The 27,000-nt window shown below is 67.1% G+C and carries 28 protein-coding genes and 4 tRNA genes; 26 read left to right on the top strand and 6 right to left on the bottom strand.

Annotated elements, in window-relative coordinates; translation table 11 throughout:
- Nucleotides 1-28 precede the first annotated feature (28 nt).
- Entirely contained in the window at nt 29-2,356 is a 2,328-nt protein-coding gene (locus tag ROP_RS08335; protein WP_043824418.1) for an arylsulfatase, read from the top strand.
- 34 nt (nt 2,357-2,390) lie between these two features.
- On the opposite strand, the gene ROP_RS08330 is transcribed toward ROP_RS08335, so the two are convergent.
- The gene (locus ROP_RS08330) at nt 2,391-3,284 is read right to left on the bottom strand and encodes a 1,4-dihydroxy-2-naphthoyl-CoA synthase (RefSeq protein ID WP_012688887.1); all 894 of its coding nucleotides are present in this window, start codon (nt 3,282-3,284) and stop codon (nt 2,391-2,393) included.
- Nucleotides 3,285-3,357: 73 nt separating this feature from the next.
- Here ROP_RS08330 and ROP_RS08325 point away from each other — a divergent pair, with 73 nt between their 5' ends.
- From ROP_RS08325 to ROP_RS08315, 3 genes are read left to right on the top strand one after another with little or no spacing between them, the layout of a single operon-like run.
- Nucleotides 3,358-4,011 (top strand): PaaI family thioesterase, encoded by a 654-nt coding sequence (locus ROP_RS08325; RefSeq protein ID WP_012688886.1) that lies wholly within the window; start codon nt 3,358-3,360, stop codon nt 4,009-4,011.
- Nucleotides 4,012-4,016: 5 nt separating this feature from the next.
- On the top strand, nt 4,017-5,018 hold the full coding sequence (locus ROP_RS08320; protein ID WP_012688885.1) for an o-succinylbenzoate synthase: 1,002 nt from the start codon (nt 4,017-4,019) through the stop codon (nt 5,016-5,018).
- 45 nt (nt 5,019-5,063) lie between these two features.
- The gene (locus ROP_RS08315; RefSeq protein ID WP_012688884.1) at nt 5,064-5,510 is read left to right on the top strand and encodes a DUF6918 family protein; all 447 of its coding nucleotides are present in this window, start codon (nt 5,064-5,066) and stop codon (nt 5,508-5,510) included.
- A gap of 54 nt (nt 5,511-5,564) precedes the next feature.
- Here the strand turns inward: ROP_RS08315 and ROP_RS08310 are convergent, their stop codons facing one another.
- Together ROP_RS08310 and ROP_RS08305 are read right to left on the bottom strand one after the other, a co-directional pair.
- Complete coding sequence (locus ROP_RS08310; RefSeq protein WP_012688883.1) at nt 5,565-6,392, bottom strand: siderophore-interacting protein; 828 nt, start codon at nt 6,390-6,392, stop codon at nt 5,565-5,567.
- A gap of 60 nt (nt 6,393-6,452) precedes the next feature.
- Nucleotides 6,453-7,049 carry a flavin reductase family protein gene (locus ROP_RS08305; protein WP_012688882.1) on the bottom strand — a complete coding sequence of 199 codons (597 nt, stop codon included), beginning with the start codon at nt 7,047-7,049 and terminating at the stop codon, nt 6,453-6,455.
- Between the two features lie 93 nt (nt 7,050-7,142).
- On the opposite strand from ROP_RS08305, the gene menD reads away from it, so the two are divergent.
- The 5 genes from menD (at nt 7,143) to ROP_RS08280 (ending at nt 12,616) form a co-directional block, all read left to right on the top strand.
- Nucleotides 7,143-8,768: a 2-succinyl-5-enolpyruvyl-6-hydroxy-3-cyclohexene-1-carboxylic-acid synthase gene (gene menD / locus ROP_RS08300; protein ID WP_012688881.1), complete on the top strand. Its 1,626-nt coding sequence runs from the start codon at nt 7,143-7,145 to the stop codon at nt 8,766-8,768.
- Nucleotides 8,765-9,205: a DUF3592 domain-containing protein gene (locus ROP_RS08295; RefSeq protein ID WP_012688880.1), complete on the top strand. Its 441-nt coding sequence runs from the start codon at nt 8,765-8,767 to the stop codon at nt 9,203-9,205. The genes menD and ROP_RS08295 overlap by 4 nt, the downstream gene beginning before the upstream one ends.
- A 72-nt stretch (nt 9,206-9,277) precedes the next feature.
- Complete coding sequence (locus ROP_RS08290) at nt 9,278-10,423, top strand: glycosyltransferase family 4 protein (protein WP_012688879.1); 1,146 nt, start codon at nt 9,278-9,280, stop codon at nt 10,421-10,423.
- Between the two features lie 55 nt (nt 10,424-10,478).
- Nucleotides 10,479-11,855 carry an NAD-dependent succinate-semialdehyde dehydrogenase gene (locus tag ROP_RS08285; protein WP_012688878.1) on the top strand — a complete coding sequence of 459 codons (1,377 nt, stop codon included), beginning with the start codon at nt 10,479-10,481 and terminating at the stop codon, nt 11,853-11,855.
- Nucleotides 11,856-11,917: 62 nt separating this feature from the next.
- Complete coding sequence (locus ROP_RS08280; protein ID WP_012688877.1) at nt 11,918-12,616, top strand: demethylmenaquinone methyltransferase; 699 nt, start codon at nt 11,918-11,920, stop codon at nt 12,614-12,616.
- Nucleotides 12,617-12,619: 3 nt separating this feature from the next.
- Here ROP_RS08280 and ROP_RS08275 read toward each other — a convergent pair whose 3' ends face one another.
- On the bottom strand, nt 12,620-13,882 hold the full coding sequence (locus ROP_RS08275; RefSeq protein ID WP_012688876.1) for a geranylgeranyl reductase family protein: 1,263 nt from the start codon (nt 13,880-13,882) through the stop codon (nt 12,620-12,622).
- 129 nt (nt 13,883-14,011) lie between these two features.
- On the opposite strand from ROP_RS08275, the gene ROP_RS08270 reads away from it, so the two are divergent.
- Nucleotides 14,012-15,067, top strand: a complete 1,056-nt coding sequence (locus tag ROP_RS08270; protein ID WP_012688875.1) for a polyprenyl synthetase family protein — start codon at nt 14,012-14,014, stop codon at nt 15,065-15,067.
- A gap of 143 nt (nt 15,068-15,210) precedes the next feature.
- Nucleotides 15,211-16,071 (top strand): zinc metalloprotease HtpX, encoded by an 861-nt coding sequence (htpX, locus tag ROP_RS08265; protein ID WP_012688874.1) that lies wholly within the window; start codon nt 15,211-15,213, stop codon nt 16,069-16,071.
- 70 nt (nt 16,072-16,141) lie between these two features.
- On the opposite strand, the gene ROP_RS08260 is transcribed toward htpX, so the two are convergent.
- Entirely contained in the window at nt 16,142-16,633 is a 492-nt protein-coding gene (locus ROP_RS08260; RefSeq protein ID WP_012688873.1) for a YajQ family cyclic di-GMP-binding protein, read from the bottom strand.
- Nucleotides 16,634-16,832: 199 nt separating this feature from the next.
- Here ROP_RS08260 and ROP_RS08255 point away from each other — a divergent pair.
- From ROP_RS08255 to rplA, 11 genes are all read left to right on the top strand, one after another.
- Nucleotides 16,833-16,915: transfer RNA gene (locus tag ROP_RS08255), tRNA-Tyr, on the top strand.
- A 217-nt stretch (nt 16,916-17,132) separates the two neighbouring features.
- Nucleotides 17,133-17,205, top strand: a tRNA-Thr gene (locus tag ROP_RS08250).
- A gap of 45 nt (nt 17,206-17,250) precedes the next feature.
- Nucleotides 17,251-17,323, top strand: a tRNA-Met gene (locus ROP_RS08245).
- Between the two features lie 61 nt (nt 17,324-17,384).
- On the top strand, nt 17,385-17,552 hold the full coding sequence (gene rpmG / locus ROP_RS08240) for a 50S ribosomal protein L33 (RefSeq protein WP_005252089.1): 168 nt from the start codon (nt 17,385-17,387) through the stop codon (nt 17,550-17,552).
- 88 nt (nt 17,553-17,640) lie between these two features.
- Nucleotides 17,641-18,204: a (3R)-hydroxyacyl-ACP dehydratase subunit HadA gene (gene hadA, locus ROP_RS08235; protein ID WP_043824409.1), complete on the top strand. Its 564-nt coding sequence runs from the start codon at nt 17,641-17,643 to the stop codon at nt 18,202-18,204.
- Nucleotides 18,191-18,616 carry a (3R)-hydroxyacyl-ACP dehydratase subunit HadB gene (gene hadB, locus ROP_RS08230; protein ID WP_005252091.1) on the top strand — a complete coding sequence of 142 codons (426 nt, stop codon included), beginning with the start codon at nt 18,191-18,193 and terminating at the stop codon, nt 18,614-18,616. Before hadA ends, hadB begins: the two co-directional genes overlap by 14 nt.
- Nucleotides 18,617-18,800: 184 nt before the next feature.
- Nucleotides 18,801-18,873, top strand: a tRNA-Trp gene (locus tag ROP_RS08225).
- A gap of 31 nt (nt 18,874-18,904) precedes the next feature.
- Nucleotides 18,905-19,357 carry a preprotein translocase subunit SecE gene (secE, locus tag ROP_RS08220; protein WP_043824408.1) on the top strand — a complete coding sequence of 151 codons (453 nt, stop codon included), beginning with the start codon at nt 18,905-18,907 and terminating at the stop codon, nt 19,355-19,357.
- A 58-nt stretch (nt 19,358-19,415) separates the two neighbouring features.
- Complete coding sequence (nusG, locus tag ROP_RS08215; RefSeq protein ID WP_012688870.1) at nt 19,416-20,282, top strand: transcription termination/antitermination protein NusG; 867 nt, start codon at nt 19,416-19,418, stop codon at nt 20,280-20,282.
- A gap of 59 nt (nt 20,283-20,341) precedes the next feature.
- Complete coding sequence (gene rplK / locus ROP_RS08210; protein ID WP_005252095.1) at nt 20,342-20,776, top strand: 50S ribosomal protein L11; 435 nt, start codon at nt 20,342-20,344, stop codon at nt 20,774-20,776.
- A 130-nt stretch (nt 20,777-20,906) separates the two neighbouring features.
- Entirely contained in the window at nt 20,907-21,623 is a 717-nt protein-coding gene (rplA, locus tag ROP_RS08205; RefSeq protein WP_012688869.1) for a 50S ribosomal protein L1, read from the top strand.
- A 65-nt stretch (nt 21,624-21,688) separates the two neighbouring features.
- Here the strand turns inward: rplA and ROP_RS08200 are convergent, their stop codons facing one another.
- Nucleotides 21,689-23,308: an MFS transporter gene (locus ROP_RS08200; RefSeq protein ID WP_012688868.1), complete on the bottom strand. Its 1,620-nt coding sequence runs from the start codon at nt 23,306-23,308 to the stop codon at nt 21,689-21,691.
- 462 nt (nt 23,309-23,770) lie between these two features.
- Between ROP_RS08200 and rplJ the strand changes: the two genes are divergently transcribed.
- The 4 genes from rplJ (at nt 23,771) to ROP_RS08180 (ending at nt 26,998) form a co-directional block, all read left to right on the top strand.
- On the top strand, nt 23,771-24,331 hold the full coding sequence (gene rplJ / locus ROP_RS08195; RefSeq protein WP_005252102.1) for a 50S ribosomal protein L10: 561 nt from the start codon (nt 23,771-23,773) through the stop codon (nt 24,329-24,331).
- 78 nt (nt 24,332-24,409) lie between these two features.
- Nucleotides 24,410-24,799: a 50S ribosomal protein L7/L12 gene (gene rplL / locus ROP_RS08190; protein WP_012688867.1), complete on the top strand. Its 390-nt coding sequence runs from the start codon at nt 24,410-24,412 to the stop codon at nt 24,797-24,799.
- A 300-nt stretch (nt 24,800-25,099) separates the two neighbouring features.
- Nucleotides 25,100-26,194, top strand: coding sequence for an ABC transporter ATP-binding protein (locus tag ROP_RS08185; protein WP_043824406.1), 1,095 nt, complete (start codon nt 25,100-25,102; stop codon nt 26,192-26,194).
- Between the two features lie 9 nt (nt 26,195-26,203).
- Nucleotides 26,204-26,998 carry an MlaE family ABC transporter permease gene (locus tag ROP_RS08180; protein ID WP_005252107.1) on the top strand — a complete coding sequence of 265 codons (795 nt, stop codon included), beginning with the start codon at nt 26,204-26,206 and terminating at the stop codon, nt 26,996-26,998.
- Nucleotides 26,999-27,000: the final 2 nt, after the last annotated feature.

Genomic DNA, 27,000 nt, shown 5'->3' with positions numbered 1-27,000 from the left:
CAGCTGTGGACGACGAGGGGATTGGGCCATGAGTTCGAGCGTGACAGGGAAGCCGATACCGGGCGGCGAATCGTTACCGTTCCCGCCGACGCCGTCGGGAAGCATCGCGGGCCGGACCATGCAGGAGTCGGTCTACAACCCGAGTCCGAAGGAGAGGCGGCTCCCCGACGACGCCCCGAACATCCTGATCGTCCTCGTCGACGACGCCGGGCCGGGTCTGCCGAGCGGACTCGGAGGCGAGGTGAACACCCCGACGCTCGACGCGATGTTGGGGGACGGTGTCGGCTACAACCGATTCCATACGACCGCAATGTGTTCGCCGACCCGGGCGTCGCTGCTGACCGGGCGCAACCATCACCGCGTCGGGAACGGGCAGATCGCGGAGCTGGCCAACGACTGGGACGGCTACTCCGGCCACATCCCGCGGTCGAGCGCGACGGGGGCCGAGGTGCTGCGCCAGTACGGGTACAGCACCGCCGCGTTCGGGAAATGGCACAACACTCCGGCCGAGGAGACCACCGCCGCCGGTCCGTTCGACAACTGGCCGACCGGTCTCGGGTTCGAGTACTTCTACGGCTTCCTCGCCGGCGAGGCGTCGCAGTACGAACCGAACCTGGTGCGGAACACGACGGTGGTGCTGCCCCCGAAGACTCCGGAGCAGGGCTATCACCTCAGCGAGGATCTCGCGGACGACGCGATCGGCTGGCTGCGCAGGCACAAGGCGTTCGAGGCGGACAAGCCGTTCTTCATGTACTGGGCCAGCGGCTGCCTGCACGGACCGCACCACATCATGAAGCCGTGGGCCGACAAGTATGCCGGGAAGTTCGACGACGGCTGGGACGCCTACCGGGAGCGGGTCTTCACGAGGGCGAAGGAGAAGGGCTGGATTCCGCCCGAGGCGGAGCTGACCGACCGCGACCCGACCATGGCGGCGTGGGACGACATTCCCGAGGACGAGAAGCCGTTCCAGCGCCGGCTGATGGAGGTGGCCGCCGGGTACGCCGAGCACTGTGACGTGCAGGTGGGCAGGCTGTTCGACGAACTGGACCGCCTGGGCTATCGGGACGACACCCTGGTGCTGTACATCTGGGGCGACAACGGCTCGTCCGGCGAGGGCCAGAACGGCACGATCAGCGAACTGTTGGCGCAGAACGGCATTCCGACCACGCCCGCGCAGCACATCGCGGCTCTCGAGGAACTCGGTGGCCTCGACGTCCTGGGGTCGCCGAAGACCGACAACATGTATCACGCGGGCTGGGCGTGGGCGGGCAGCGCACCGTACAAGGGGATGAAACTGCTGGCCTCCCACCTCGGTGGCACCCGCAACCCGATGGTCGCCCGGTGGCCGGCGAAGGTGGCACCGGACCCGGTACCCCGCACGCATTTCCTGCACTGCAACGACGTGATGCCGACGCTGTTCGACATCGTCGGGATCACTGCGCCGCGGACGGTGAACGGCGTTCCGCAGGACCCGATCGACGGCGCCGGCTTCGCGCAGACGCTCGTCGACCGCGACGCCCCGGGCGGGAAACTCACCCAGTACTTCGAGATCATGGGCAGCCGGGCGATCTACCACGACGGCTGGATGGCGTCCGCGTTCGGCCCGCGGGCACCCTGGTCGGCGGGCATGCCCGGCGGCATCCGCGACTGGAGCCCGGACGACGACACCTGGGAGCTGTACAACCTCGACGAGGACTGGACCCAGAATCGGGATCTCGCCGAGCAGCATCCGGAGAAACTGGCGCACCTGCGGGAACTGTTCGTGATCGAGGCGGCGAAGAACAATGTGCTCCCCGTCGGCGGCGGGCTGTGGGTGGTCGCGCTGCATCCGGAGCAGCGGATCACCACGCCGTACACGAGCTGGGAGTTCTCCGGCGACACGATCCGCATGCCCGAGTTCTGCGCTCCCGCGCTGGGCAACAAGAACAATCGGGTCACCCTCGACCTCTCCGCGCCGGAGAATCCGAGCGGGGTGCTGTACGCCCTGGGGAGCAACGCGGGCGGGCTCACGTGCTTCGTCGACGACGGCTACCTCTGCTACGAGTACAACCTGTTCATCCTGATGCGCACGAAGATCCGTTCGACCGTGCCGATCCCGCCGGGCACCCGCTCGGTGCAGGTGGTCACGGAGTTCGTCGAGGCGCGGCCCGGTGGCCCCCTGAGCGTGAAGCTCTGCGTCGACGGCAGTGTCGTCGGGGAGGGGCAGGTGCCGGTGAGCGTGCCGTTGCTGTTCACAGCCAACGACTGTCTCGACGTCGGCACCTGCCTCGGTTCCCCGGTGTCGCTGGACTACTACGACAAGGCGCCGTTCCCGTTCAACGGCACGATCGACCGCATGTCGGTCGAGTACACGTAGCGGCGGGCTTCAGAAGTACGGGATGCGGGTCGCCTCAGAAATACCAGGGGTACGGCTTCCAGTCGGGTTCGCGCTTTTCGAGGAACGAATCCCGGCCCTCGACGGCCTCGTCCGTCATGTACGCCATGCGGGTTGCCTCGCCGGCGAACAGTTGCTGACCGACGAGGCCGTCGTCCTGCAGGTTGAACGCGTACTTGAGCATGCGTTGCGCCTGCGGGGACTTGCCGTTGATCTTGGTGGCCCAGTCGATCGCGACGTCCTCGAGTTCGGCGTGGTCGACGACCTTGTTGACGGCACCCATCCGGTGCATCTCTTCCGCGGTGTACGTCTCGCCGAGGAAGAAGATCTCGCGGGCGAACTTCTGGCCGACCATCTTGGCGAGGTAGGCGCTGCCGTATCCGCCGTCGAAGCTGCCGACGTCGGCGTCGGTCTGCTTGAACCGGGCGTGTTCGCGGCTGGCGAGCGTCAGGTCGCACACGACGTGCAGGCTGTGTCCGCCGCCGGCGGCCCAGCCGTTGACGAGGCAGATGACGACCTTCGGCATGAACCGGATCAGCCGCTGGACCTCGAGGATGTGGAGTCGTCCGGCGCGCGCCTTGTCGACGGTGTCGGCGGTTTCGCCTTCCGCGTACTGGTATCCGCTGCGGCCGCGGATGCGCTGGTCGCCGCCGGAGCAGAACGCCCAGCCCTCGTCCTTGGGGCTCGGGCCGTTGCCGGTGAGCAGCACGGCGCCCACGTCGGACGTCATCCGGGCGTGGTCGAGCGCCCGGTACAACTCGTCGACGGTGTGCGGGCGGAAGGCGTTGCGCACTTCGGGGCGGTCGAACGCCACCCGGACGATCCCCTGGGTGACATGCCGGTGGTAGGTGATGTCGGTCAGGTTCTCGAAACCGGGAACCGGGCGCCAGTGCTGCGGGTTGAAAGTCACGGCTCCGAGGTTATCGGGTGCCGTTGGCGGGTGTCCGTGCGCGCAGGAGTTTGCCCGGGTTTACCGTGCAGGTATGAGCGAACAGGCTGCGGACGTCACCCGTCTCGACCACGAGGGCGACGACGAGTACGAGCACCACGGCGGGTTCCCCAAATACGAGCCGGTGACGCCCGGTCCGGACTGGGCCCGGTTCGTCGACGGAATGCGCACGTTGCAGGACCTCGCGGTGTCCGTGGACGCCCCGGACGACGTGCTCGCCGCGGCCGCGGACCAGGTGGAGAAGCTGACCGCACTGCTCGGGCCGCACGTCGCGCCGGAGGGGCGGTCGCCGGCGGGCCGCACGATCGAACTGCCGGGCCGGGGGAGTCTCCTTCTGCCGCCGTGGAACATCGAGAAGTTCGGACCCGACGGGGTGCGGAGCACCGGCATGTTCCGCCGGTACCACCTCGGTGGGAACGGCGCCGCGCACGGCGGCACGCTGCCGCTGCTGTTCGACGACCTGATGGGCATGATCGTCCACGCGTACGGCCGGCCGATCAGCCGCACGGCGTACCTGCACGTCGACTACCGCGCGATCACACCGCTGAACACCACGCTCGCCATCGAAGGCAAGGTGGACCGCGTCGAGGGGCGCAAAACATACATCACCGCCCGGCTGAAACGCGGGGAGACGCTCCTCGCCGAATGCGAGGCGATGATGCTCGTGCTCCTGCCCGGGCAGCCCTGACCCCCGTGACGTCCCTGCCCTCCCCCGGGGAGGTCCTGGCCGACGCCGTCGTGGTGAGTCTGCCCATGCGCGTGCGGTTCCGCGGCATCACGACGCGAGAAGCGCTGCTGTTGCGCGGTCCCGCGGGTTGGGGTGAGTTCGCCCCGTTCCCCGAGTACGCGGACGACGAGGCGGCGCACTGGTTGCAGTCTGCGATCGAGGACGCGTGGCTCGGACCGCCGCCTGCGGTGCGAACAGCGGTGCCGATCAACGCGACCGTTCCCGCCGTCGACGCCGGCCGGGTGCCCGACCTGCTCGCGCGGTACCCCGGCGCACGGACCGCGAAAGTGAAAGTGGCCGAACGTGGTCAGACCCTCGACGAGGACGTCGCAAGGGTGCGGGCGGTGCGCGAGCTCGTCCCGAACGTGCGCGTCGACGCCAACGGCGGCTGGTCGGTCGACGAGGCCGAGGCCGCCCTGCGGGCGCTGACCGCCGACGGTCCGCTCGAATACGCCGAACAGCCGTGCGCGAGCGTGCCCGAGCTGGTGGAGGTCCGCAGGCGGATGCCCGACGTGCGGGTGGCCGCCGACGAGTCCATCCGGCGGGCCGAGGATCCGCTGAAGGTCGTGCGGGCCGGCGGAGCGGACGTGGCCGTCGTGAAGGTCGCCCCGCTCGGCGGGATGCGACGGCTGCTGTCGCTCGCCGAGGAGTTGTCGTCGCACGGTGTGCCGGTGGTCGTGTCGAGCGCCCTGGACACCGCCGTCGGCATCGCTGCCGGTGTCGCGGCTGCCGCGGCCCTGCCCGAGTTGCAGTTCGCGTGCGGTCTGGGTACCGGGGGACTGTTCGAGGCGGACGTGGCCCGCGCCCGCGAACCGGTCGACGGTGAACTCGCCGTCGAGGCGGTGGCACCCGACGTCGAACGCGTCACGGCTCTCGCCGCGCCGGAGGAGCGTTCACGCTGGTGGATCGAGCGGGCACGCCGGTGCCATGGCCTGCTCGAACAACGCGGCGTCCGGTTTTTCGTATAGTGTCTGGCCGGACCTGATCGCTCAGTCAATACGGAGGCATTGAAAGTGGTTGCAGCTCTGAACGAAACCCTGCTCGACGAGTCGCGCGTTCCTGCGGTCGTCGCAGACGTCCAGGCTCTCATCGACGCGGAGGTTTCGGACAAGTCGGGGGCCTCGGGACTGGCACTGAAGGGTGGATACGGCGCCGTCAAGAAGGTGGGACCGTCGATCGTGCCGGACGCCATCGAGGGTCTGCTGCCGGCGTTCGTCACCAAGCTCGAGCCGTACTGGCAGGCCTTCACCGCCAGTGGTGAGGCCGGATTCTCCGAGTACCTGGTTGCGCGCAGCGACGAGGTCGCGGACTCGCTCCTCGGTGTGACCGACGAGCGCATCGAGGGCAGCGACCGCGGCGCTGTCAAGAAGGTGTACTCGTCGCTGCGTCCCTCGGCGAAGAAGAATGTGATCGAGGCACTTCCGCGTCTGGGCGCCCTCGTCCAGAAGCACGCCAACTGAGAACCCAGGTGAGTGGCAAAGAGTGCCCCGGCACTCTTTGCCACTCACCTGTGGTCAGTTCGCGGCGTGGCCGAAGCGCCAGTACCCGGTGAACGAGATGTTCGACTTCGGGATGCGGCGCTCGTTCACGAGGTGGCGCCGCAGCGCCGTCGTCAGCTCGCTCTCGCCGGCGACGAACGTGTAGGAGGGCCCGGCCGGCAATTCCGCCTGCTTCACCGTGTTCAGTGCGAGCACTCCCGGGCGGGCGTCGGCGTTCTCGCGGACCAGCCAGTGCACGTTCACGCCGTCACCCACCGAAACGTCCTGAGCGTCTTCGGGATCGGGAATCTCGACGAACACCTCGGCCCGCAGGTCCTGCGGTGCCGAGCGCAGGATCCCGACGATCGCGGGAAGCGCGCTCTCGTCGCCGACGAGCAGCTGCCACTCGGCGTCCGGCGTCGGGTTGTAGATCAGGCCCTCGTCGAGGATCGCCACCTGGTCACCGGCCGCGGCCGCGTTCGCCCACGCCGACGCGGGACCGAGGTCGCCGTGCGAGGCGAAGTCGATGTCGATCTCGGTGGTGTCGCCGAACGCTCCCGACCCCGCGACGCGAAGTTCGCGGACCGTGTAGTTGCGCACCACCGGCCGGGTGTCCTTGGACATCAGCTTGTACTGGGCGTACCAGAGGTTGCTCGCGCTGGTCGGAAGCCGCAGCGTGCTCTGTCCCCGCTGGGGGATGAACATCCGGAACCACTGGTCGAAGCCCATGGGGCTGACGGAGTCGAGTTCCTCGCCCGCGATGGTGACGCGGACGAAGTTCGGGCTGATCTGCTTGCCGGCGACCACTCGTGCGGACGCGATCCGGCGACTCTGAGGTTTGACGAACTTGCTGCGCTGGGCCATGTCGGTGATAGCTCCCCCGGTTGCGGTGCGGTTATCAGGTAAGCCTAACCAATCGATCCGCTATTCGGGGCGATGCGGACGGTCCAGCATCACGACCTTCGGCGGCAGACCCCACTGGTTGCGGCCGAGGCGGCTGAGCGGTGCGAGTTCGGCGAAGTCCGGAAGACCGTCGTCGGCGAGCGCCTCGGGACGCACCGCGATCGTGACGACGTCGCCCATCACCACGAACGAGTCACCGACCGGGATCACCCCGTGCAGGGTGCATTCGATGGCGACCGGCGAACCCGCGACCCGGACCGGGCGGACCCGCTCGCTGGGCTCGGTCCCGATTCCCAGCGCGGCGAACTCGTCGACGTCGCTGTCATAGGTGGCGGAACTGGCGTTGACCGCCGCCACCAGGGGCTCCGTCGCCAGGTTGATCACGAACTCACCCGTCGCCTCGATGTTCCGGAGACTGTCCTTGCGAGTGACGGACGTGAATTGCACGACCGGCGGCTGCGTGCTGGACACCGAGAAGAAGCTGTACGGGGCCAGGTTGGCCACCCCGTCCGCGGAGACCGTGGACACCCACGCGATCGGTCGCGGCACGACCGAGGCGGTCAGCACCTGGTAGATGCGGCGTGGGGGTAGCTCGGCGGGATCGAAGAGAGTGCGCATGCGCTCATGGTGTCAGCGCCGGGGATGTGGCCGTGAACTCACCCGGCCAGGTCGCCGGACGGGGGTGCCGGAGTATCTGACACTCTTGATGGCGTGAACCCGTCCACTGCTCAAGCCACCGCGGTCGTCGACGAACTGGTCCGCGGGGGAGTACGCGAGGTCGTGCTCTGCCCGGGTTCGCGGAATGCTCCGCTGGCGTTCGCCCTGCAGGCCGCCGACCTCGAGGGCCGACTGCGCCTGCACATGCGGATCGACGAGCGCACCGCGGGATTCCTCGCCCTCGGACTGGCCGTGGCGGGCAAGCGTCCCGTTCCGATCGTCATGACGTCCGGGACCGCGGTCGCGAATCTCGGTCCCGCCGTCCTCGAGGCGAACTACGCCCGGGTGCCGCTCGTGGTGCTCAGCGCGAACCGCCCCTACGAGATGCTCGGCACCGGCGCCAACCAGACCATCGAGCAACTCGGACTGTTCGGCAGCCAGGTGCGCGCGACCATCAGCCTCGGCCTGGCCGAGGACGACGCCGGGCAGAACAGCCAGTGGCGTTCGGCGGTGTGCCGGGTCCTCGCCGCGGCGCGCGGCACGAGGTCGGGCAACGCCGGACCCGTGCACTTCGACATCCCGCTCCGCGAACCGCTCGTCCCCGACGTGCACGCGCAGGGCCCGGTCCCGCAGGGACGGCCGGGTGGGGCGGCGTGGACCACCACCCAGCACGCGACGCTCGACGTGGCGATGGACCTCGACATCACCCCGGACACCATCGTGATCTCCGGGCACGGGTCGGCGCTGCGACCGGAACTCGCCGGACTGCCGACGGTCGCCGAGCCGACCGCGCCCCTGCACGGCATCCCCGTGCACCCGATGGCGCTGCCGCAGCTCAAACCGCGGCAGGCCGTCATCACCGGACGCCCCACCCTCCACCGGTCCGTGTCGAAGGTCCTCGCCGATCCGGCGGTGGCCGTCTACGCGCTCACCACCGGCCCCCGCTGGCCCGACGTGTCCGGGAACGTGCTGGCGACCGGAACCCGCGCGGTGGTGACCGGTGCACCCGACCGGGCCTGGATCAACCGGTGCCGCACGCTGTCCGAACACACCGACAAGGCGGTGCGCGCGCAACTCGCCGCCCACCCGAAGGCGACGGGCCTCCATGTGGCGGCCGCCGTCATGGACGCCCTGACCGACGGCGACCAGTTGCTGCTCGGCGCGTCCAACCCCGTCCGGGACGCGGCACTCGTCAGTTATCCGGCGCCGAAGGTCCGGGTGCTGTCCAACCGGGGTGTCGCCGGCATCGACGGCACCGTGTCCGCCGCCGTCGGGGCGGCGCTCGCCTACGAGGAGGGGCGTACGGTGGCCCTGCTCGGGGACCTCACGTTCCTGCACGACGCGTCCGGGCTGCTCATCGGCTCGGGCGAACCGCGGCCCCGGGACTTGACGATCGTCGTCGCCAACGACGACGGTGGCGGCATCTTCGAATTGCTCGAACAGGGCGATCCCCAGTACGCCGGGGTGTTCGAGCGGGTCTTCGGCACTCCGCACGGGATGGATCTCGCCGCCCTCTGCGCCGCGTACCGGGTGGAGCACCATCTGGTGGGTCTAGGTGAGCTGTCGACGCTGCTGAGCACGCCCGACGCGCCCGGCGATCGCGGAATCCGGGTGCTCGAGGTGACCACCGAACGTTCCGGGCTGCGCGAGTTGCACGCCGCGGTGCGGGCGCAACTGTGAATGCGCGGGTGACGCGGCGGGTCCGGCGCGGGGTGCTGGTGGCGGCGATCGGGATTTCGATCCTGGCCGTGCTCCTCGTTCTCGCCGCCTGGCGCAACGACCACACCATCCAGTCCGACCGCGGCGTGGCCACGGCGGAGGTGCTGTCGGCGGGGTCGTTGCGGTCGGCCATCAGCTTCGTCACCCCGGACGGGGTGACGCACAATCCCGAACTCGGCGTGCTGTACCCGACCAATCTCACCGTGGGCCAGCGGATCGACGTCGAGTACGCGCGCAGCGACCCCGACCTGGTGCGGGTGTCCGGGCGCGATGCCAGCGTGGCCGTGATCCCCGCCGGTTCGCTGATCGTGGTGACGTGGCTGATCGCCGGACCGGTGCTCTGGTACCTCCGGCGGCGGGAGATGTCGGCGGAATCCGAGCCGGCAGTGTCATCCTGAATTTCCCGGAACTTCGCGCGACAGTCACGTCGATCTCGCTGCTGTGACCACGAGCACTGCCACGCTGAGCGCGTGAGAGTAGCCATCGTCGCGGAATCGTTTCTTCCCAACATGAACGGTGTGACCAACTCGGTGCTGCGGGTTCTCGACCATCTGCAGCGCGCCGGACACGAGGCGATGGTCGTCGCCCCGGACTCGGTGGGATCGCAGGCGCCTGCGCCGACCGAACACGGCGGCGTGCCCGTCCACCGGGTGCCCGCGGTGATGGTTCCGAAGGTCAGTTCGCTCCCGGTGGGTCTGCCGCAGCCCGGGCTCACCGCCGCGCTTCGGGCATTCGACCCCGACGTCGTGCACCTGGCGTCGCCGTTCCTCCTCGGGGCGGGCGGGCTCGCTGCGGCGCACCGGCTCGACGTCCCGACGGTCGCGGTGTACCAGACCGACGTCGCGGGTTTCGCCGAGAGCTACGGCCTCGGCGTCACGAGCCGGGCGGCGTGGGCCTGGACCCGCCGGATCCACAAGGGCTGCACCCGCACGCTCGCGCCGTCCACGTCGGCGGTCGAGGCGCTCGCCGAGCAGCGGATTCCGAGGGTCCACCGCTGGGCGCGCGGCGTGGAGACCTCCCGGTTCGCGCCGTCCCGCCGCAGCACCGGCGTGCGGGACTCCTGGCTGCGTGGCTCCGACCGGCTCGTCGTCGGTTTCGTGGGCAGACTCGCGCCCGAGAAGCACGTCGAGCGGCTCGCCGCGCTGGCGGACGACGCCGCTGTCCGGCTGGTGATCGTCGGCGACGGTCCGGAGCGGGCCCGGCTGCAACGGCTGATGCCGGACGCCGTCTTCACCGGCCAACTCGGCGGTACCGACCTCGCCGAGGCGTACGCGAGCCTGGACGTGTTCGTCCACCCCGGCGAGCACGAGACGTTCTGCCAGGCGGTCCAGGAGGCGCTCGCGAGCGGGGTGCCGGTGATCGGACCGGATGCGGGCGGGCCCCGCGATCTCGTCGCCCACTGCCGCAACGGCTATCTGCTTCCGGTCGACCGGTTCGCCGAACTGCTGCCGAGCGCTGTCGACGCACTCCGGGACCGCCGGATGCGGGCCCGCTTCGGGGAGGCCGCCCGGCAGTCGGTGCTGCACCGCACGTGGCCCGCGATCTGCGACGAGCTTCTGGTCCATTATGCGGCGGTGGTCGGCGGTCAGGGCTTTCGCGAGTCCCGGGCGGCCTGACCACCGGATCGGAAGCCGCGGGAACTCGACGAGGCCGTCTCGTCGTTGCTCAGGCATGGCCAAGTACAAAACTGTCAACCCCGCGACCGGTGAAACCGTCCGGGAATTCACGACGTTGGACGAGGCAGGAGTGGAGTCGGCTCTCGCACGCGCCCACAGCGGATATCTCGAGTGGCGGAACGTCCCCGCCGAGGAGCGTGCCCGGATTCTCGGCCGGACGGCCGACCTCTACGCCGAGCGTGAGGACGAACTGGCGCGGATGATCGCCCTCGAGATGGGCAAGCCCGTCCGGGAGGCCAAGGGTGAGGTCAAGCTCTCCTCGGCGATCTACCGCTACTACGCGGACAACGGTCCGGCACTGCTCGAGGCGGAACGGCTCGACGTGCCCGGCGCCGACGAGTCCGTGGTCTACCGCAGGCCGATCGGTGCGCTGGTCGGCGTGATGCCGTGGAATTACCCGTACTACCAGGTCGCCCGCTTCGCGGCACCGAACCTCGTGCTCGGCAACACGGTGCTGCTCAAGCACGCCCCGAACTGTCCGCAGTCGGCGCTGCTGATGGAGGAGATCTTCCGGCAGGCGGGCCTCCCGGAGGACGCGTACGTCAACGTGTTCGCCACCAACGAGCAGGTCGCCGACATGATCGCGGATCCGCGCGTCCAGGGCGTCTCCCTCACCGGCAGTGAACGGGCCGGGATCAGCGTCGCCGAGACGGCGGGCCGCAACCTCAAGAAGGTCGTCCTCGAACTCGGTGGATCCGACGTGTTCGTCGTCCTCGACACCGAGGACATGGACGCCACCGTCAAGACGGCGACCAGGGCCCGCCTGTCCAACGCCGGCCAGGCCTGCAACTCGCCGAAGCGGTTCATCGTGACGGAACCGAACTACGACGAGTTCGTCGCGAAGCTCGCCGAGTCGTTCAAGGCCACCCCGACGGGCGATCCGCTCGACGCCAAGACCGTCCTCGGGCCGCTGTCCTCGCAGACCGCGGCCGATTCGCTGATCGAGCAGATCGAGGACGCGGTCGCCAAGGGCGCGACGCTCCTCGCGGGTGGGAAGAAGATCGACGGTCCCGGCTCGTACGTCGAACCGACGCTGCTCGTCGACGTGACTCCCGAGATGCGCGCGTACAGCGAGGAACTGTTCGGGCCGGTCGGCGTCGTCTACAAGGTCGCCACCGCCGACGAGGCCGTCGAACTCGCCAATTCCTCCGCCTACGGTCTCAGCGGGTCGGTGTGGAGCAGCGACCTCGACGGGGCCCGCGAGGTCGCCGACCGGCTCGACGTCGGGATGGCGTACGTCAACGAGCACGGCACGACACTCCCCGGGTTGCCGTTCGGCGGTGTCAAACGCTCCGGCGTCGGCCGGGAACTCGGTCCGTGGGGGATGGACGAGTTCGTCAACAAGAAGCTGGTGCGGGTCTCGAAGAAGTGACCGCCTCGTCACCGTGCCCGGCGCCGACGCCGCCGCCGGGCACGGTTGGTAGCGTTTCGGGCGTGGCAACTACACACGGTTCGCGGGCGTCGCTCGAAAAGGATCCGCACGAGGTCGCGTCGATGTTCGACGGCGTCGCGAAGCGCTACGACCTCACCAACACGATCCTGTCGTTCGGCCAGGATCGCAGTTGGCGCAAGGCGACGCGCTCGGCTCTGGCCCTGAAACCGGGCGAGCGGGTCCTCGACCTCGCCGCCGGGACCGGGGTGTCGACGGTCGAACTCGGGCGATCGGGCGCCTGGTGTGTGGCCACCGACTTCTCCAAGGGAATGCTGCAGGCAGGCAGCGGCCGCCACGTGCCGATGGTCGCGGGCGACGCCATGCACCTTCCCTACGCCGACGCCGTGTTCGACGCCGCCACCATCTCCTTCGGGCTGCGCAACGTCTCCGATTTCGACGCCGGTCTCCGCGAGATCGCCCGGGTCACCAAACCGGGCGGACGTCTCGTCGTGAGCGAGTTCTCGACCCCGGTGTTCGGGCCGTTCCGCACGGTCTACATGGAGTACCTGATGAAGGCGCTGCCGCGGGTCGCGCGCGCCGTCAGCAGCAACCCCGACGCCTACGTGTACCTCGCGGAATCCATCCGCGCCTGGCCGACCCAGCAGGAACTCGCGCTGCGCATCGAGGCGGCCGGGTGGCGGAACGTGCAGTGGCGCAACCTCACCGGCGGCGTGGTCGCCCTGCACCGCGCCACGCGCTGACCCTCAGCCGAACAGCGGCCGCGAGTCGACCTTCTGCGACACTCGGCCGGAGGCCCGCCACGCGCGGGCGGTGAGGTCGCTGTCCTCCTCGGTGACGAGGTTGCCCATGACGCGCACCGCGACGGTCATCAGAGCGCGGGACCGCATCGCCACCGGGCCGGACGCCGGCAGGACCCGGGGCACGGTCAGCAGTCCGGCGAGTCGCCGCGCCACCGAGAACGCCCGGCCGTACCGCTCCCTCAGAATCGACGGCCACAGCTGCGTCAGGTCGTCGGCGTCGAGGACCTCCGCGACCAGGCGCCCGCCCTCGAGCCCGTAGTCGATGCCCTCGCCGTTCAGCGGATTCACGCACGCCGCCGCGTCGCCGATGATCGCCCAGTTCCGGCCCGCGATGTGCGACACCGCACCGCCCATCGGCAGCAACGCCGACGCGACGGCCCGCAGCTCCCCGTCCCAGTTCCATTCCTCGCGGCGCTGCGCCGTGTACAGGTCCAGGAGGGGACGCAGCGCGCCCGGGGCCGGACGTTTGGCGGTGGCCAGGGTGCCGACGCCGATGTTCACCTCGCCGGTGCCCAGGGGGAACACCCAGCCGTAGCCCGACTGCAGCGTTCCTTCTCCGTCACGCAGTTCGAGGTGCGACGTGATCCACGGGTCGGCGCTGCGGTCGGTGGCGATGTAGGCGCGGGCGGCCACACCGTATGCCGTGTCCCGGTGCCATTCGCGACCCAGCTGCTTGCCGAGGGTCGAGCGGACGCCGTCGGCGACGATCAGCGTCCGGCAAGTGAGGGTGTGGGTCCCGTCGGCCGTCTTCAGGGTCACCGCCGTCACCCGCTCACCGTTCCGCTCGACGCCGATCGCCTTGGCGCCCTGCACCATGACGGCTCCGGCGTCGACGGCGGTCGCGCGGATCCGGTCGTCCAGTTCCGTGCGGGCCACGGCGCTGCCGACGGCCGGGAACGACCTGCCGGGCCACTCGAGTTCGAGCTCCTGCCCGAACCCGCTGAGCCTCAGCCCGCGATTGGTGCCCTTCGACCGCACCCAGTCGCCGAGGCCGAGATGATCGAGCTCGGCGACGGCGCGGGGGGTGAGTCCGTCGCCACACGTCTTGTCGCGGGGAAACACCGCCGCGTCGGCGAGGACCACGTCCCGTCCCGCGCGGGCCGCCCAGGCGGCAGCCGAGGACCCGGCCGGACCAGCACCGATGACGAGGACATCGGTGGCGGTGGGAAGCGGGGATCCCGCGGGCGACTGTTCTGCTGCGACCACGCCTACATCCTGTCAGGCTTCGCTACACGACCGCGGCGAGGCCGACGGGCGGCGGAACCGCTAGGTTCACTACCGTGGTAGCCGAGCCGCCACCGACGGCGCGGAGCCGCGCCGTCACTGACGACAGGAATGGGTACTGAGAACGTGAGCACCGAGGGCGCAGCACACACCGCTGCCGACGCTGTAGTGGGCACTACGGTCGCCGGGATCGATCTCGGCGACCCGCAGCTCGCCGCCACGGTCCGTGAGGGACTGAAGCAGGTCGAGGAACTGCTGGTCAGTGAGCTCTCCGACGGGGAGGATTTCCTGACGGAGGCGGCGTTGCATCTCGCGAAGGCGGGAGGCAAGCGTTTCCGCCCCCTCTTCACGGTGCTCACCGCCCAGCTCGGACCGAAGGCCTCCGACCCGTCGGTGGTCACGGCGGCCACCGTCGTCGAACTGGTCCACCTCGCCACCCTGTACCACGACGACGTGATGGACGAGGCGTCGATGCGCCGCGGTGCGCCGAGCGCGAACGCGCGGTGGGGCAACAGCGTTGCGATCCTCGCCGGCGACTACCTGTTCGCGCACGCGTCGCGTCTCGTGTCGACCCTCGGCCCCGAGGCGGTGCGCATCATCGCCGAGACGTTCGCCGAACTCGTGACCGGTCAGATGCGCGAGACGATCGGGCTCCGCGGCGAGCAGGATCCGGTCGAGCACTACCTCAAGGTGGTCTGGGAGAAGACCGGTTCGCTGATCGCGGCGTCCGGACGCTTCGGCGGCACGTTCTCCGGTGCGGACGCCGACCACGTGAAGCGGCTCGAACGGCTCGGTGACGCCGTGGGCACCGCCTTCCAGATCTCCGACGACATCATCGACATCTCCTCGGTGTCCGCGCAGTCCGGCAAGACCCCCGGAACGGACCTGCGCGAGGGCGTGCACACGCTGCCGGTCCTGTACGCGCTGCGCGACGAGGGTCCCGAGGCCGACCGCCTGCGCGTGCTCCTCGACGGTCCCGTCACCGACGACGGCGACGTCGCGGAGGCGCTCGCGCTTCTCGAACGCTCACCGGGCATGGCCGCCGCGAAGGCGAAGCTCGAGGAGTTCGCGGTCTCGGCCCGCGCCCAGCTCGCCGAACTGCCGCAGGGTCCCGCCAACGACGCCCTCGTGAAGCTGGTCGATTACACGATCGAGCGCGTCGGCTGAGCCGTATCGTCAGTACCCGGACTCGTCTTCACCCGATCCCGTTCGCCGAACGGGAACCGTCCCGCCACCGTGTTTCGTTGAATGGTCGAGATCGCGAAACTCGGACGACCGTGATCGGGTGACAACGACAAGGAAGGCGTGACGTGCGCTACGCAAACGGGGCGAAGACTCTGGTTCTGTTGGTCGGCATGTCGGCGCTGATCGTGTTCATCGGCGCGCTGTTCCGCAACCCGACCATCCTGCTGCTGGCCATCGTGTTCGCGGTCGGCATGAACGCGTACGTGTACTTCAACAGCGACAAGATGGCGCTCAAGGCCATGCACGCCCAGCCGATCACCGAGGTTCAGGCACCGGTCATCTACCGCATCGTCCGGGAACTGGCGACCACCGCGCACCAGCCGATGCCACGGCTCTACATCAGCCCCACCAGCGCGCCCAACGCGTTCGCCACCGGGCGCAGTCCCCGCCACGCGGCGGTCTGCTGCACCAGCGGCATCCTGCAGATCCTCGACGAACGCGAACTCCGGGCCGTGCTCGGGCACGAGCTGTCGCACGTCTACAACCGCGACATCCTCATCTCGTCGGTCGCAGGCGCGATGGCCGCCGTCGTTTCGGGACTCGCGAACTTCGCCATGTTCGCCAACATGTTCGGCGGCCGCGGCGGGGGACAGGGCGCCAACCCGATCGCGCTGCTCCTGGTGTCGCTGCTCGGGCCCATCGCCGCCACCGTCGTCAAGCTCGCGGTGTCGCGGTCCCGGGAGTTCCAGGCCGACCAGTCGGGCGCCGAACTGACGGGCGACCCCCTGGCGCTGGCGTCGGCGCTACGGAAACTGGAACGTGGCACTCAGGCCGCGCCGTTGCCGCCGGAGCCTCAGCTGGCAGCACAGTCGCACCTGATGATCGCCAACCCGTTCCGTACCGGCGAGAAGATGAGCCGGATGTTCTCCACCCACCCGCCGATGGCCGAGCGGATCGAGCGTCTCGAACGCATGGCGGGGATGTAGGCGGCGTTGCCGCCTGTGAGTGGTTGACGAGTGCAGGGACTCGCTAACCACGCACAGGCGCGGAGCGCCTCTACCGGTAGTTCACGAACTGCAGCGCGATCCCGAAGTCCTCACCCTTGAGCAGGGAGATGACGGCCTGCAGGTCGTCGCGCTTCTTGCTGCTCACGCGCAGTTCGTCACCCTGGATCTGCGCCTTCACGCCCTTGGGGCCCTCGTCGCGGATCTTCTTGGTGATCTTCTTGGCGTTCTCCGTGGTGATGCCCTGAACGAGGCTGCCGGACAGCTTGTAGGTCTTTCCGGACTGCGCCGGCTCGCCCGCGTCGAACGCCTTCAGAGAGATGTCACGCCGGATCAGCTTCTCCTTGAAGACGTCCAGGGCGGCGAGCAGTCGCTCCTCGGTGTCCGCCGTCAGGGTGATGGTTTCCTCGCCGGACCATTCGATCGAGGCTCCCGTGTTCCGGAAGTCGAACCGGGTCGACAGTTCCTTGCCGGCCTGATGCAGGGCGTTGTCCACCTCTTGACGCTCGACCTTGCTCACCACATCGAAGGACGAATCAGCCACTTCACACTCCCGGTTTCGTCTGTTTCTCCCCGCCGCGACCCGGCCGGGGGCCCGCCGAATGCCGGCGAGCAGATTCGACGCTATCGGTTCGCAACCGCCCGTATCCACCCGGTTTGCAAAACGGGGGGCCGTTCGTTGTATTCTTCTTTCCGCAGCGGAGAGCGATTTCCCACAGATTTCGCGCTCCTCGTGCAACCCCGGCAGATTGCCCGAGCGGCCAATGGGAGCGGACTGTAAATCCGTCGGCTTATGCCTACGTAGGTTCGAATCCTACATCTGCCACACACAGAACCCCGGTGAGCGAGAACTCACCGGGGTTCTGTCGTTCGTGGACGAGACCGGGCGCCGGGCCGGCTCACCCGCCGCTATGTGGGCCGGAGACGCGTAGTGTCGGGTGCAGCGACTTACGAAAGCCGCTGACCAGGCAATTTGTTTCTGGTCGCGACTTCTGTGTAATCTCGTCAAGGCTTCAGCGCGCAGCGATGTGCGAGCGAAGCACGCCCCCTTAGCTCAGTCGGCAGAGCGTTTCCATGGTAAGGAAAAGGTCAACGGTTCGATTCCGTTAGGGGGCTCGCTGGATTGAAGTGGAGCGCCTCGTGCGCGACACTCGACACCGAGGCGGTGTAGCTCAGTTGGTAGAGCAAACGACTCATAATCGTTGCGTCGCCGGTTCAAGTCCGGTCACCGCTACACAATATGCATGATCCACCCTGATTGTTCGTAATCAGATTCACCCGAAAGAAGGCATCCCGTGGCCTCCTCGACTGACGTTCGGCCCAAGATCACCTTGGCCTGCGAGGTATGCAAGCACCGCAACTACATCACCAAGAAGAATCGGCGTAACGACCCCGATCGCCTGGAGATCAAGAAGTTCTGCCCGAACTGCGGAACTCACCAGTCGCATCGCGAGTCCAAGTAACACGGTCCGGACAAGGACTGCGTTCGCGAAGGGAGTCCTCTAGGCTGCCCTCACGCGCTGACGTCAAGGGTAGAAGAGGTTCTTTCGCGTGACTGACACTGTGACAGAGACAGAGGCCTACGTGCCCGCGGCTGTTCCTGCTGATCCTGCCGCGCACGCACTGGCGATGGTCGGGCACCACTACCGCGTCGACGACTTCTACGAGGTCGGACGTGAGAAGGTGCGCGAGTACGCGCGTGCCGTGCAGGACTGGCACCCCGCTCACCACGACGAGGAAGCCGCGAAGGGCCTCGGCTACGACGGTCTCCTCGCACCTCTGACGTTCATCTCGCTCGTCGGCATCATCGCTCAGGGACGCCTCTTCAAGGAGATCGTCACCGGCTACGACCCGAGTCAGATCCTCCAGACCGATCAGCGGCTCGAGTTCCACAAGCCGATCAAGGTCGGCGACCGGCTGGTCTGCGACGTCTACCTGGAGTCGTTCCGTCAGATGGGTGGCAGCGACATCATCGTCACCAAGAACATCGTCACCGATCAGTACGACGAACTCGTCCAGACCACGTGGACGACGCTCGTCGCGCGTACCGGCGGCGAGGTCGACGAGAACATCGCTCACGCAGTCAAGGACGTGATCATGCATGGCGCTTCGTAAGTTCGAGGACGTCTCGGTGGGTGAGGAACTCCCCGAGCGCATCGTGAAGCTCACGCGCGGCGACCTGGTCAACTACGCGGGCGTGTCCGGCGATCCGAACCCGATCCACTGGAGCGACGAGGTCGTCAAGCTCGCCGGTCTGGACAACGTGATCGCACACGGAATGCTCACCATGGGTCTCGGCGGCGGGTTCGTCACGTCGTGGCTCGGTGATCCGGGTGCGGTGAAGGAATACAACGTTCGTTTCACGAGCTCGGTCTACGTCCGCGAGGACGAGGCCGCGCAGGTCGAGTACACCGGTAAGGTGAAGTCGCTCGACGAAGAAAGCAAGACAGCAGTAGTCGCGATCGTGGCGCGTTCCGAGGGAAAGAAGATCTTCGGTCGCGCCACCGCAACGGTCCGTCTGGCCTGACAGCCGGGTGGATTGGGTTTGTTCCGGGGCTTTGAAGTACACTGAGATTTCTGGGATTACTCAGCGCTGCGCGCTGCCCTACGGTGCTGTACGGCCGGCAAGGGTGGCGCGCGTGTCATGTAATCACAGAGAGGTCGGTCAAGAACTGGTCCGAGGCTAGATTCGGGTCAGGGCTCCCGACCAAAGGGGCGTAGCTCAACTGGCAGAGCAGCGGTCTCCAAAACCGCAGGTTGCAGGTTCAAGTCCTGTCGCCCCTGCCCCCGGATGCCAGCGACTGAGAGGAACGACGTGAGCGAGGAGCGCGCCAAGCGCGACGGCGACACTTCAGGGTCTACGCGCCCGGACGGTGCCGACGACACCGCGGCCGACGCCACCACCACGCGTTCCGCCACTCCCTCGGGAAAGCCCAGCGGTAAGCGCCAGGGCCGTCGCTCTCCGGCAGGCACCGACATCTCCGCGAGTTCCGTGAAGGCACCGGAACAGCCGAAGTCGGACACGACCACCAAGGTCAAGTCGGCGAAGAAGGATCGCGCCGACAAGCCGCGCAAGGAAAACATCTTCAAGCGCCTGCGCCGGTTCCTCCGCGAGGTCATCGCCGAGCTGCGCAAGGTCATCTGGCCCAATCGCAAGCAGATGATCACCTACACCAGCGTCGTCCTGGCCTTCGTGGTGTTCATGGTGACGTTCATCGGCGTGTTGGATCTGGCGGTCATCAAGGGCGTCACCTGGTTGTTCGGTTGACGGAATCCGCCCCGGTGGATCCGAAGTATGTGAGTGACGAGAGGAAGCGAGTGCCCCAGTGAGCACCCCCGAGAACGACACGAATGAGGCCTTGGCCGAAGAGCGTGTTTCTGCCGAGGCGGCAGCCGAAGTGGATGTCGAGGCTGCCGACGAGGGCACCGAAGCCGCAGAGATCTTCGGTGACGACGTCGCCGACGACGCCCCGGCCGACGAGATCATCGAGGACGAGGCGACTGCCGACGAGGCTGAAGCCGACGAAGAAGCTGTCGCCGTCGACGAGCCTGCGACCGCCGAAGAGCCCGAGGATCCCGTTGCGGAACTCAAGGCGGCTCTGCGTCGCGCACCCGGTGACTGGTACGTCATTCACTCCTACGCGGGCTACGAGAACAAGGTCAAGGCCAACCTCGAGACCCGTGTCCAGAATCTCGACGTCGGCGACTACATCTTCCAGGTGGAGGTTCCCACCGAAGAGGTCACCGAGATCAAGAACGGACAGCGCAAGCAGGTCAACCGCAAGGTTCTGCCCGGCTACATCCTGGTCCGCATGGACCTCAACGACGAGTCCTGGGGAGCCGTGCGCAACACGCCCGGTGTCACCGGATTCGTCGGTGCGACGTCGCGTCCGTCCCCGCTGACCCTCAACGAGGTCATCAAGTTCCTGCTCCCGCAGCAGGAGCAGAAGAAGCAGGCTGCCGCTGCGACCGTCTCGGCCGGCGAGACCGGCGGAGAGACCTTCGCGAAGCCGCTCATCGAGGTCGACTTCGAGGTCGGCGAATCGGTCACCGTCATGGACGGCCCGTTCGCAACGCTGCCCGCCAGCATCAGCGAGGTCAACGCCGAGCAGCAGAAGCTCAAGGTCCTGGTCTCGATCTTCGGTCGCGAGACCCCGGTCGAGTTGTCCTTCACGCAGGTCGCGAAGATCTAGCGCCACATACTTGCACTGCAGTAGCAAGAAACACACCCGGCAAGAATTAGGAAATCGAGATGCCCCCCAAGAAGAAGAAGCTCGCAGGGCTCATCAAGCTTCAGATCCAGGCCGGTCAGGCTAACCCTGCACCGCCCGTGGGTCCCGCGCTTGGTCAGCACGGCGTGAACATCATGGAGTTCTGCAAGGCCTACAACGCGGCGACTGAGTCCCAGCGCGGCAACGTGGTGCCGGTCGAGATCTCGGTCTACGAAGACCGGACCTTCGATTTCAAGCTGAAGACCCCTCCGGCTGCCAAGCTGCTGCTCAAGGCTGCAGGCGTGCAGAAGGGCTCCGGCGAGCCGCACAAGACCAAGGTCGCTTCCGTGACCATGGATCAGGTGCGCGAGATCGCGAAGACCAAGCAGGAAGACCTGAACGCCAACGACATCGAGCAGGCCGCGAAGATCATCGCCGGCACCGCACGCTCGATGGGTATCACGGTCGACGGCTGAGTCAGCCGAGATCTCCTGACGGCACCGCCGTCACGAAAGCGTGGGAGGGCCGGCCAGGCCCCGACCACTACTGAACCATTCACCACCGCAGACAAGACACACACTGCGGTGAGAAGTTAGGACAGAAGAAATGGCAAAGCGCAGCAAGGCGTATCTCGCCGCCGCTGAAAAGGTCGACTTCGACAAGCTGTACAGCCCGCTGCAGGCTGCGAAGCTGGCGAAGGAGACGTCGTCGAGCAAGATGGACGCGACCGTCGAGGTTGCAGTCCGTCTGGGCGTCGATCCCCGCAAGGCGGACCAGATGGTCCGCGGCACGGTCAACCTGCCGCACGGCACCGGTAAGACCGCCCGCGTCATCGTGTTCGCAGTCGGAGAGAAGGCCGCCGAGGCCGAGGCAGCTGGAGCCGACGCAGTCGGCGCCGAGGACCTCATCGAGCGGATCCAGGGTGGATGGCTCGATTTCGACGCCGCCATCGCGACTCCCGACCAGATGGCCAAGGTCGGCCGCATCGCCCGCGTCCTCGGACCGCGCGGCCTGATGCCGAACCCGAAGACCGGCACCGTGACGGCTGACGTCACGAAGGCCGTCGCGGACATCAAGGGCGGAAAGATCAACTTCCGCGTCGACAAGCAGGCCAACCTGCACTTCGTGATCGGCAAGGCATCGTTCGACGACGCCAAGCTGGTGGAGAACTACGGCGCCGCGCTGGACGAGATCCTGCGTGCGAAGCCGTCCTCCGCGAAGGGCCGCTACGTCAAGAAGGTCACCGTTTCGACCACCACCGGCCCGGGCATCCCGGTGGACCCGAACCGCACCCGCAACCTTCTCGAGGATGCCGACGCGTAAGTCTCTCCAACCACAGTTCGGCCGGTACGGAAATCTTCCGTACCGGCCGAACTGCATTTCCGGGTTCAGTCCTCGTCGGCTCGTTCCGGTGCGGGTTTCTTCCTCCAGGCGAGCATCACGGAATCCGTGCGCGCCGGCGCCCAGGGCATGAAGATCGCGACGACGACCGCGCACACCACGACGGCGCCTGCCGCGACGAGCGACGCGGTGTGCGAACCCTGCAGGACCGTCGTCTTCATGGTGAGGATGAGATTCTCTCGCTGCTGCTCGAGGAACGGCGGGATCTCGCGCTTGCGGATCTCGAGCACACTCAGGACCGTGGCGCGGGCGAAACCTTTCTCCTCGTCGTTCATCAACGCGGCCGGAATCCGGTCGAGCAGCGGACTCATCGTCGTCGCGTAGTACGACGCGACGATCGATCCGAGCACGGCGACCCCGAGCGTTCCCCCGATTTCCCTGGTCGTGTCGTTCACGGCCGACCCCGCTCCGGCCTCGTCGAGGGGGAGCGAGGCCATGATCGACTCGGTTGCCGGCCCCTGCACGATGGCCAGGCCCAGGGCCATCGACACCATCGACGGCAGTACGTCCGTCAGGTAACTGCTGTCGACGGCAACCTGGCCCCCGAGGTACAGGCCGACCCCGGTCAGGAGGAGGCCGAACACGATCACCGGGGTCGTCCCGACCCGCTGCGCGAGCAGCGTGGCGACCGGGGCGCCGACCGCCACCGACACCGCGAACGGCAGCGAGGCGATCCCGAACTCGAACGGCGTGTACTCGCGGACACCCTGGAAGTACTGCGTGATGAGGAACAGGAAGCCGAACATCGAGAAGTACCCGATGGCGATCGCGAGGGCGGGCAGGGAGAACCGCCGGTTGCGGAACAGTCGCAGGTCGAGGACGGGGTGGTCGGTGCGCAGTTCCCAGAAGACGAATCCGGTCAGCACCGCGATCGACACGGCGACGGCGCCGACGGTGACGGCCGACGTCCACCCGTGGTGCGGAGCTTCGATGATCGCCCACACGAGGACGGTGATTCCGGTGATCGAGGCCGCGACGCCGAGCAGATCCATGCGCCCGAGGACGGAGGCACGCGATTCCGGCACCAGCACGATCGTCGCAATCGCCGCCACGAGGGCGATCGGCACGTTGATCCAGAAGACGGAGTGCCAGCTGAAGTGCTCGAGCAGCCACCCGCCGGCCATCGGTCCGATGGCGATCGCGAACCCGGCCATCGCGGTCCACGCGGCGATGGCCAGCGCTCGTTCCCGCACGTCGGTGAAGATGTTGATGACGAGGGCGAGGGTCGCGGGGAAGACGGCGGCGGCGAACACGCCCATGGCGGCGCGGGCGGCGATGACCTGGCCCAGGCTCTCGGCGTTGGCGCCGGCGATCGACATGACGGCGACGCCGATCAGGCCGATGACCATCACGCGTCGACGCCCGTACCGGTCGCCGAGATTGCCGAACGCCAGGAGAAGCCCGGCGAACGTCAGTGTGTAGGCGTCGACGACCCACTGCAGGCCGCTGACGCTCGTGCGGAGTTCGACGCCGATCGACGGGAGGGCGACGTTGACGATGGTGTTGTCGAGCACCACCAGCAGTTCGGCCAGGCAGATCACGGCGAGCGCGAGGAAGCGGCGCGTCCGGGACCCGGCCACGACGGCTCGGGCTTCGAGGATTGTCATGAGAAAAAGCTAGCTCATACATGTTACGTGAAGTAACAGGTAATTGGAGACGACTTCGGTCCGATGGGCCACACCGTCGCACTGGAGTGACGCCGGTCACGTTCCAGGGGGTGGGTTGGATCGTGATTTGGCGGTTGAGCAGGACATGCCGTAATCTGTCCTGCGGAGTTCGATGCACTATTCGAGCTTCACCCCAAATCATGTTCTACCCAAGACCGTTGGTGATCGCTCCCGCGAGGGTGCGATTGAAAGTCCGGGAATGTCCGGCGGCCCACGCAGGAGGACGAGGTAGGGGGATGCGTATCGGTCGTGGGCTCGCGCCCTCGCCGAATGGCTTCCTTTCACGCCCCGTGTGCCCTGCACCGGGGCGTTTTGCATGTCGTGGATTGTGTGCTCCGGGGTACCCGGCGGTGCGCAGCGGTTCCGAAGTGGGATAACGACTGTCATGAGAGGAGGCGAAGTATGGCAAAGCCTGAGAAGGTTTCCGCGGTTGCGGAGATCACCGAGCAGTTCAAGGGTTCGACCGCTGCTGTGATCACGGAATACCGTGGTCTGACGGTGGGCAACATCACGACACTGCGACGCGCTCTCGGAGAAGGTGCCACCTACTCCGTCGCCAAGAACACCCTGGTCAAGCGTGCCGCTGCAGAGGCGGGCGTCGAGGGCCTTGATGACCTTTTCGTCGGTCCGACCGCCATTGCATTCATCAAGGGCGAGCCCGTCGATGCTGCGAAGGCTCTGAAGAACTTCGCTAAGGACAACAAGGCGCTCATCATCAAGGGCGGCTACATGGACGGCGCTGCGCTGTCCGTGGACGAGGTCAACAAGATCGCGGACCTCGAGTCCCGCGAGATCCTGTTGGCCAAGCTTGCCGGCGCGATGAAGGGCAACTTGGCAAAGGCCGCAGGCCTGTTCAACGCTCCTGCGTCGCAGGTGGCCCGTCTGGCCGCTGCTCTGCAGGAAAAGAAGGCCGCAGAAGGCGGAGCTGCCGAAGCTCCCGCCGAGGCTGCAGCCGAAAGCTGATCCGCACCCGCGCATCACTGCTATAACCCCGCCCGGTCGCGGATCAGCGACATGGGACTTACAGGAAGGACCGCCACAATGGCGAAGCTCAGCACCGAAGAGTTGTTGGACCAGTTCAAGGAGCTCACCCTCCTCGAGCTCTCGGAGTTCGTCAAGGCATTCGAGGAGACCTTCGAGGTCACCGCTGCTGCCCCGGTCGCCGTTGCCGCTGCCGGTGCCCCGGCTGCTGCCGGCGCCGACGCTGCCGAGGAGCAGGACGAGTTCGACGTCGTCCTCGAGTCGGCCGGCGACAAGAAGATCCAGGTCATCAAGGTCGTCCGTGAGGTCGTTTCCGGCCTCGGCCTGAAGGAAGCCAAGGACCTCGTCGAGGGTGCTCCGAAGGCCATCCTGGAGAAGGTTGCCAAGGACGCGGCCGACGCCGCCAAGGAGAAGCTCGAGGCTGCCGGCGCGAAGATCACCGTCAAGTAAGACGGTCTCTCCCGCGCTGCTCGCCGAGCAGACGAAAGGGCCACTCCCCATCCCGTGGGGAGTGGCCCTTTTTGCGTCCCCAGGGGCTTCGGAGTGTCGAGATTCCTGGCCGAAACCTGGACGCGCGACCGAAAATTTCGCTACCGTTATCCCAGTTCAGACGCGTTGTTTTGCATAGTGGGACCCGCTGTTGGCATGCTTCCTTACTCATGAGTAGCATCCCTTGTCACAGGTAACACGTCGATGCGATAGAGTGACCCAACCCACACGGGGTGAGTGCATCGAGCGGTCGCGGAGGTAATGGTGGGAGTCGAGGTATCCGTCGAGGGACTGACCAAGTCCTTCGGCTCGCAGAGGATCTGGCAGGACGTCACGCTGACTCTTCCGGCCGGTGAGGTCAGTGCGTTGCTCGGGCCGTCGGGCACGGGTAAGTCGGTGTTCTTGAAGTCGCTGATCGGTCTGCTCCGTCCGGAGCAGGGGTCGATCGTGATCGACGGCACCAACATTCTGGAGTGCTCGTCGAAGGAGTTGTACGAGATCCGGAAGTTGTTCGGGGTGCTGTTCCAGGACGGTGCGTTGTTCGGGTCGATGAACCTGTTCGACAACGTCGCGTTCCCGTTGCGGGAGCACACGAAGAAGTCCGAATCCGAGATCCGCAAGATCGTGATGGAGAAGATGGAGCTGGTCGGTCTGCTGGGGGCCGAGGACAAGCTGCCGGGGGAGATTTCCGGTGGTATGCGCAAGCGTGCCGGGTTGGCGCGGGCGCTGGTTTTGGATCCGCAGATCATCTTGGTGGACGAGCCGGATTCGGGTTTGGATCCGGTGCGTACCACCTACATTTCGCAGACGTTGATCGATATCAATGCGGAGATCGATGCGACGATTCTGATCGTGTCGCACAACATCAATCTGGCGCGGACGGTGCCGGACAACATCGGGATGTTGTTCCGTCGTCATCTGGTGATGTTCGGTCCGCGGGAGGTGTTGTTGACCTCGGAGGAGCCGGTGGTCAAGCAGTTCCTGAACGGCACCATGATCGGCCCGATCGGGATGTCGGAGGAGAAGGACGAGGCGCAGATGGCGCAGGAGCAGGCGATGGTCGATGCCGGGCATCATGCCGGTGGTGTCGATGATGTGGAGGGGATCGTTCCGCAGATGAAGGCGACGCCGGGGATGCCGTTCCGGCAGGCGGTGGCGCGTCGTCAAGAGCGGGTGCGGCACATCATGCACACGTTGCCGGAGAACGCCCAGATCGCGATCCAGGAAAGCCTCGACGAGAATTCCGGCGGCAACGGCGGCGGAGGCTACGACTACGCATACAGCCAGGAAGACACACAGGTCATCCCCGCGTACCGGGGCGAAGGATACGAAAACACCACTCACGGGCAAGGGTAGGCATATCGGATGGGGGTTACCCGCAGCTCGGTCTTGCGGCCGGTCAACGGTGCGCTGACGCAGGCCGGAAACATCGTCGAGCTCTTCGTCGACGTCGCACGAAACACGTTCAAACGGCCGTTCCAGTTCCGCGAGTTCATCGAACAGGCGTGGTTCATCGCCAGTGTCACGATCCTGCCCACGGCCATGGTCGCGATTCCGTTCGGCGCAGTGGTGTCACTGCAGACCGGATCGCTCATCAAACAGCTCGGTGCGGAGTCGTTCACGGGAGCGGCCAGCGTGCTCGCCGTCATCCAGCAGGGTTCCCCGCTGGTGACGGCACTACTGGTGGCCGGAGCTGCGGGCTCGGCTGTGACCGCGGACCTCGGTGCGCGGACGATCCGCGAAGAGATCGACGCCATGGAAGTGCTCGGCATCAACCCGATTCAGCGACTCGTCGTGCCCCGGGTGCTCGCCATGGTGCTCGTCGCGATCCTGCTCAACGGTCTGGTGTCCGTGGTCGGCATCGCGGGTGGCTACTTCTTCAACGTCATTCTCCAAGGGGGTAATCCCGGTGCGTACCTGGCATCGTTCTCGGCCTTCGCGCAGCTTCCCGACATCTGGGTCGGCGAGCTCAAGGCGGCTGTTTTCGGTGTCATCGCCGGTGTCATCGCCGCGTACAAGGGGCTTCATCCGAAGGGCGGACCCAAGGGCGTCGGTGACGCGGTGAACCAATCGGTGGTGATCACGTTCCTGCTGTTGTTCTTCGCGAACCTGATCCTGACCATGGTGTACCTCCAGATCGTTCCGGCGAAGGGATCGTGACC

The organism is Rhodococcus opacus B4 (assembly GCF_000010805.1).
Classification (GTDB): Bacteria; Actinomycetota; Actinomycetes; order Mycobacteriales; family Mycobacteriaceae; genus Rhodococcus_F; species Rhodococcus_F opacus_C.
This window is presented reverse-complemented; position numbering and strand designations above follow the sequence as displayed.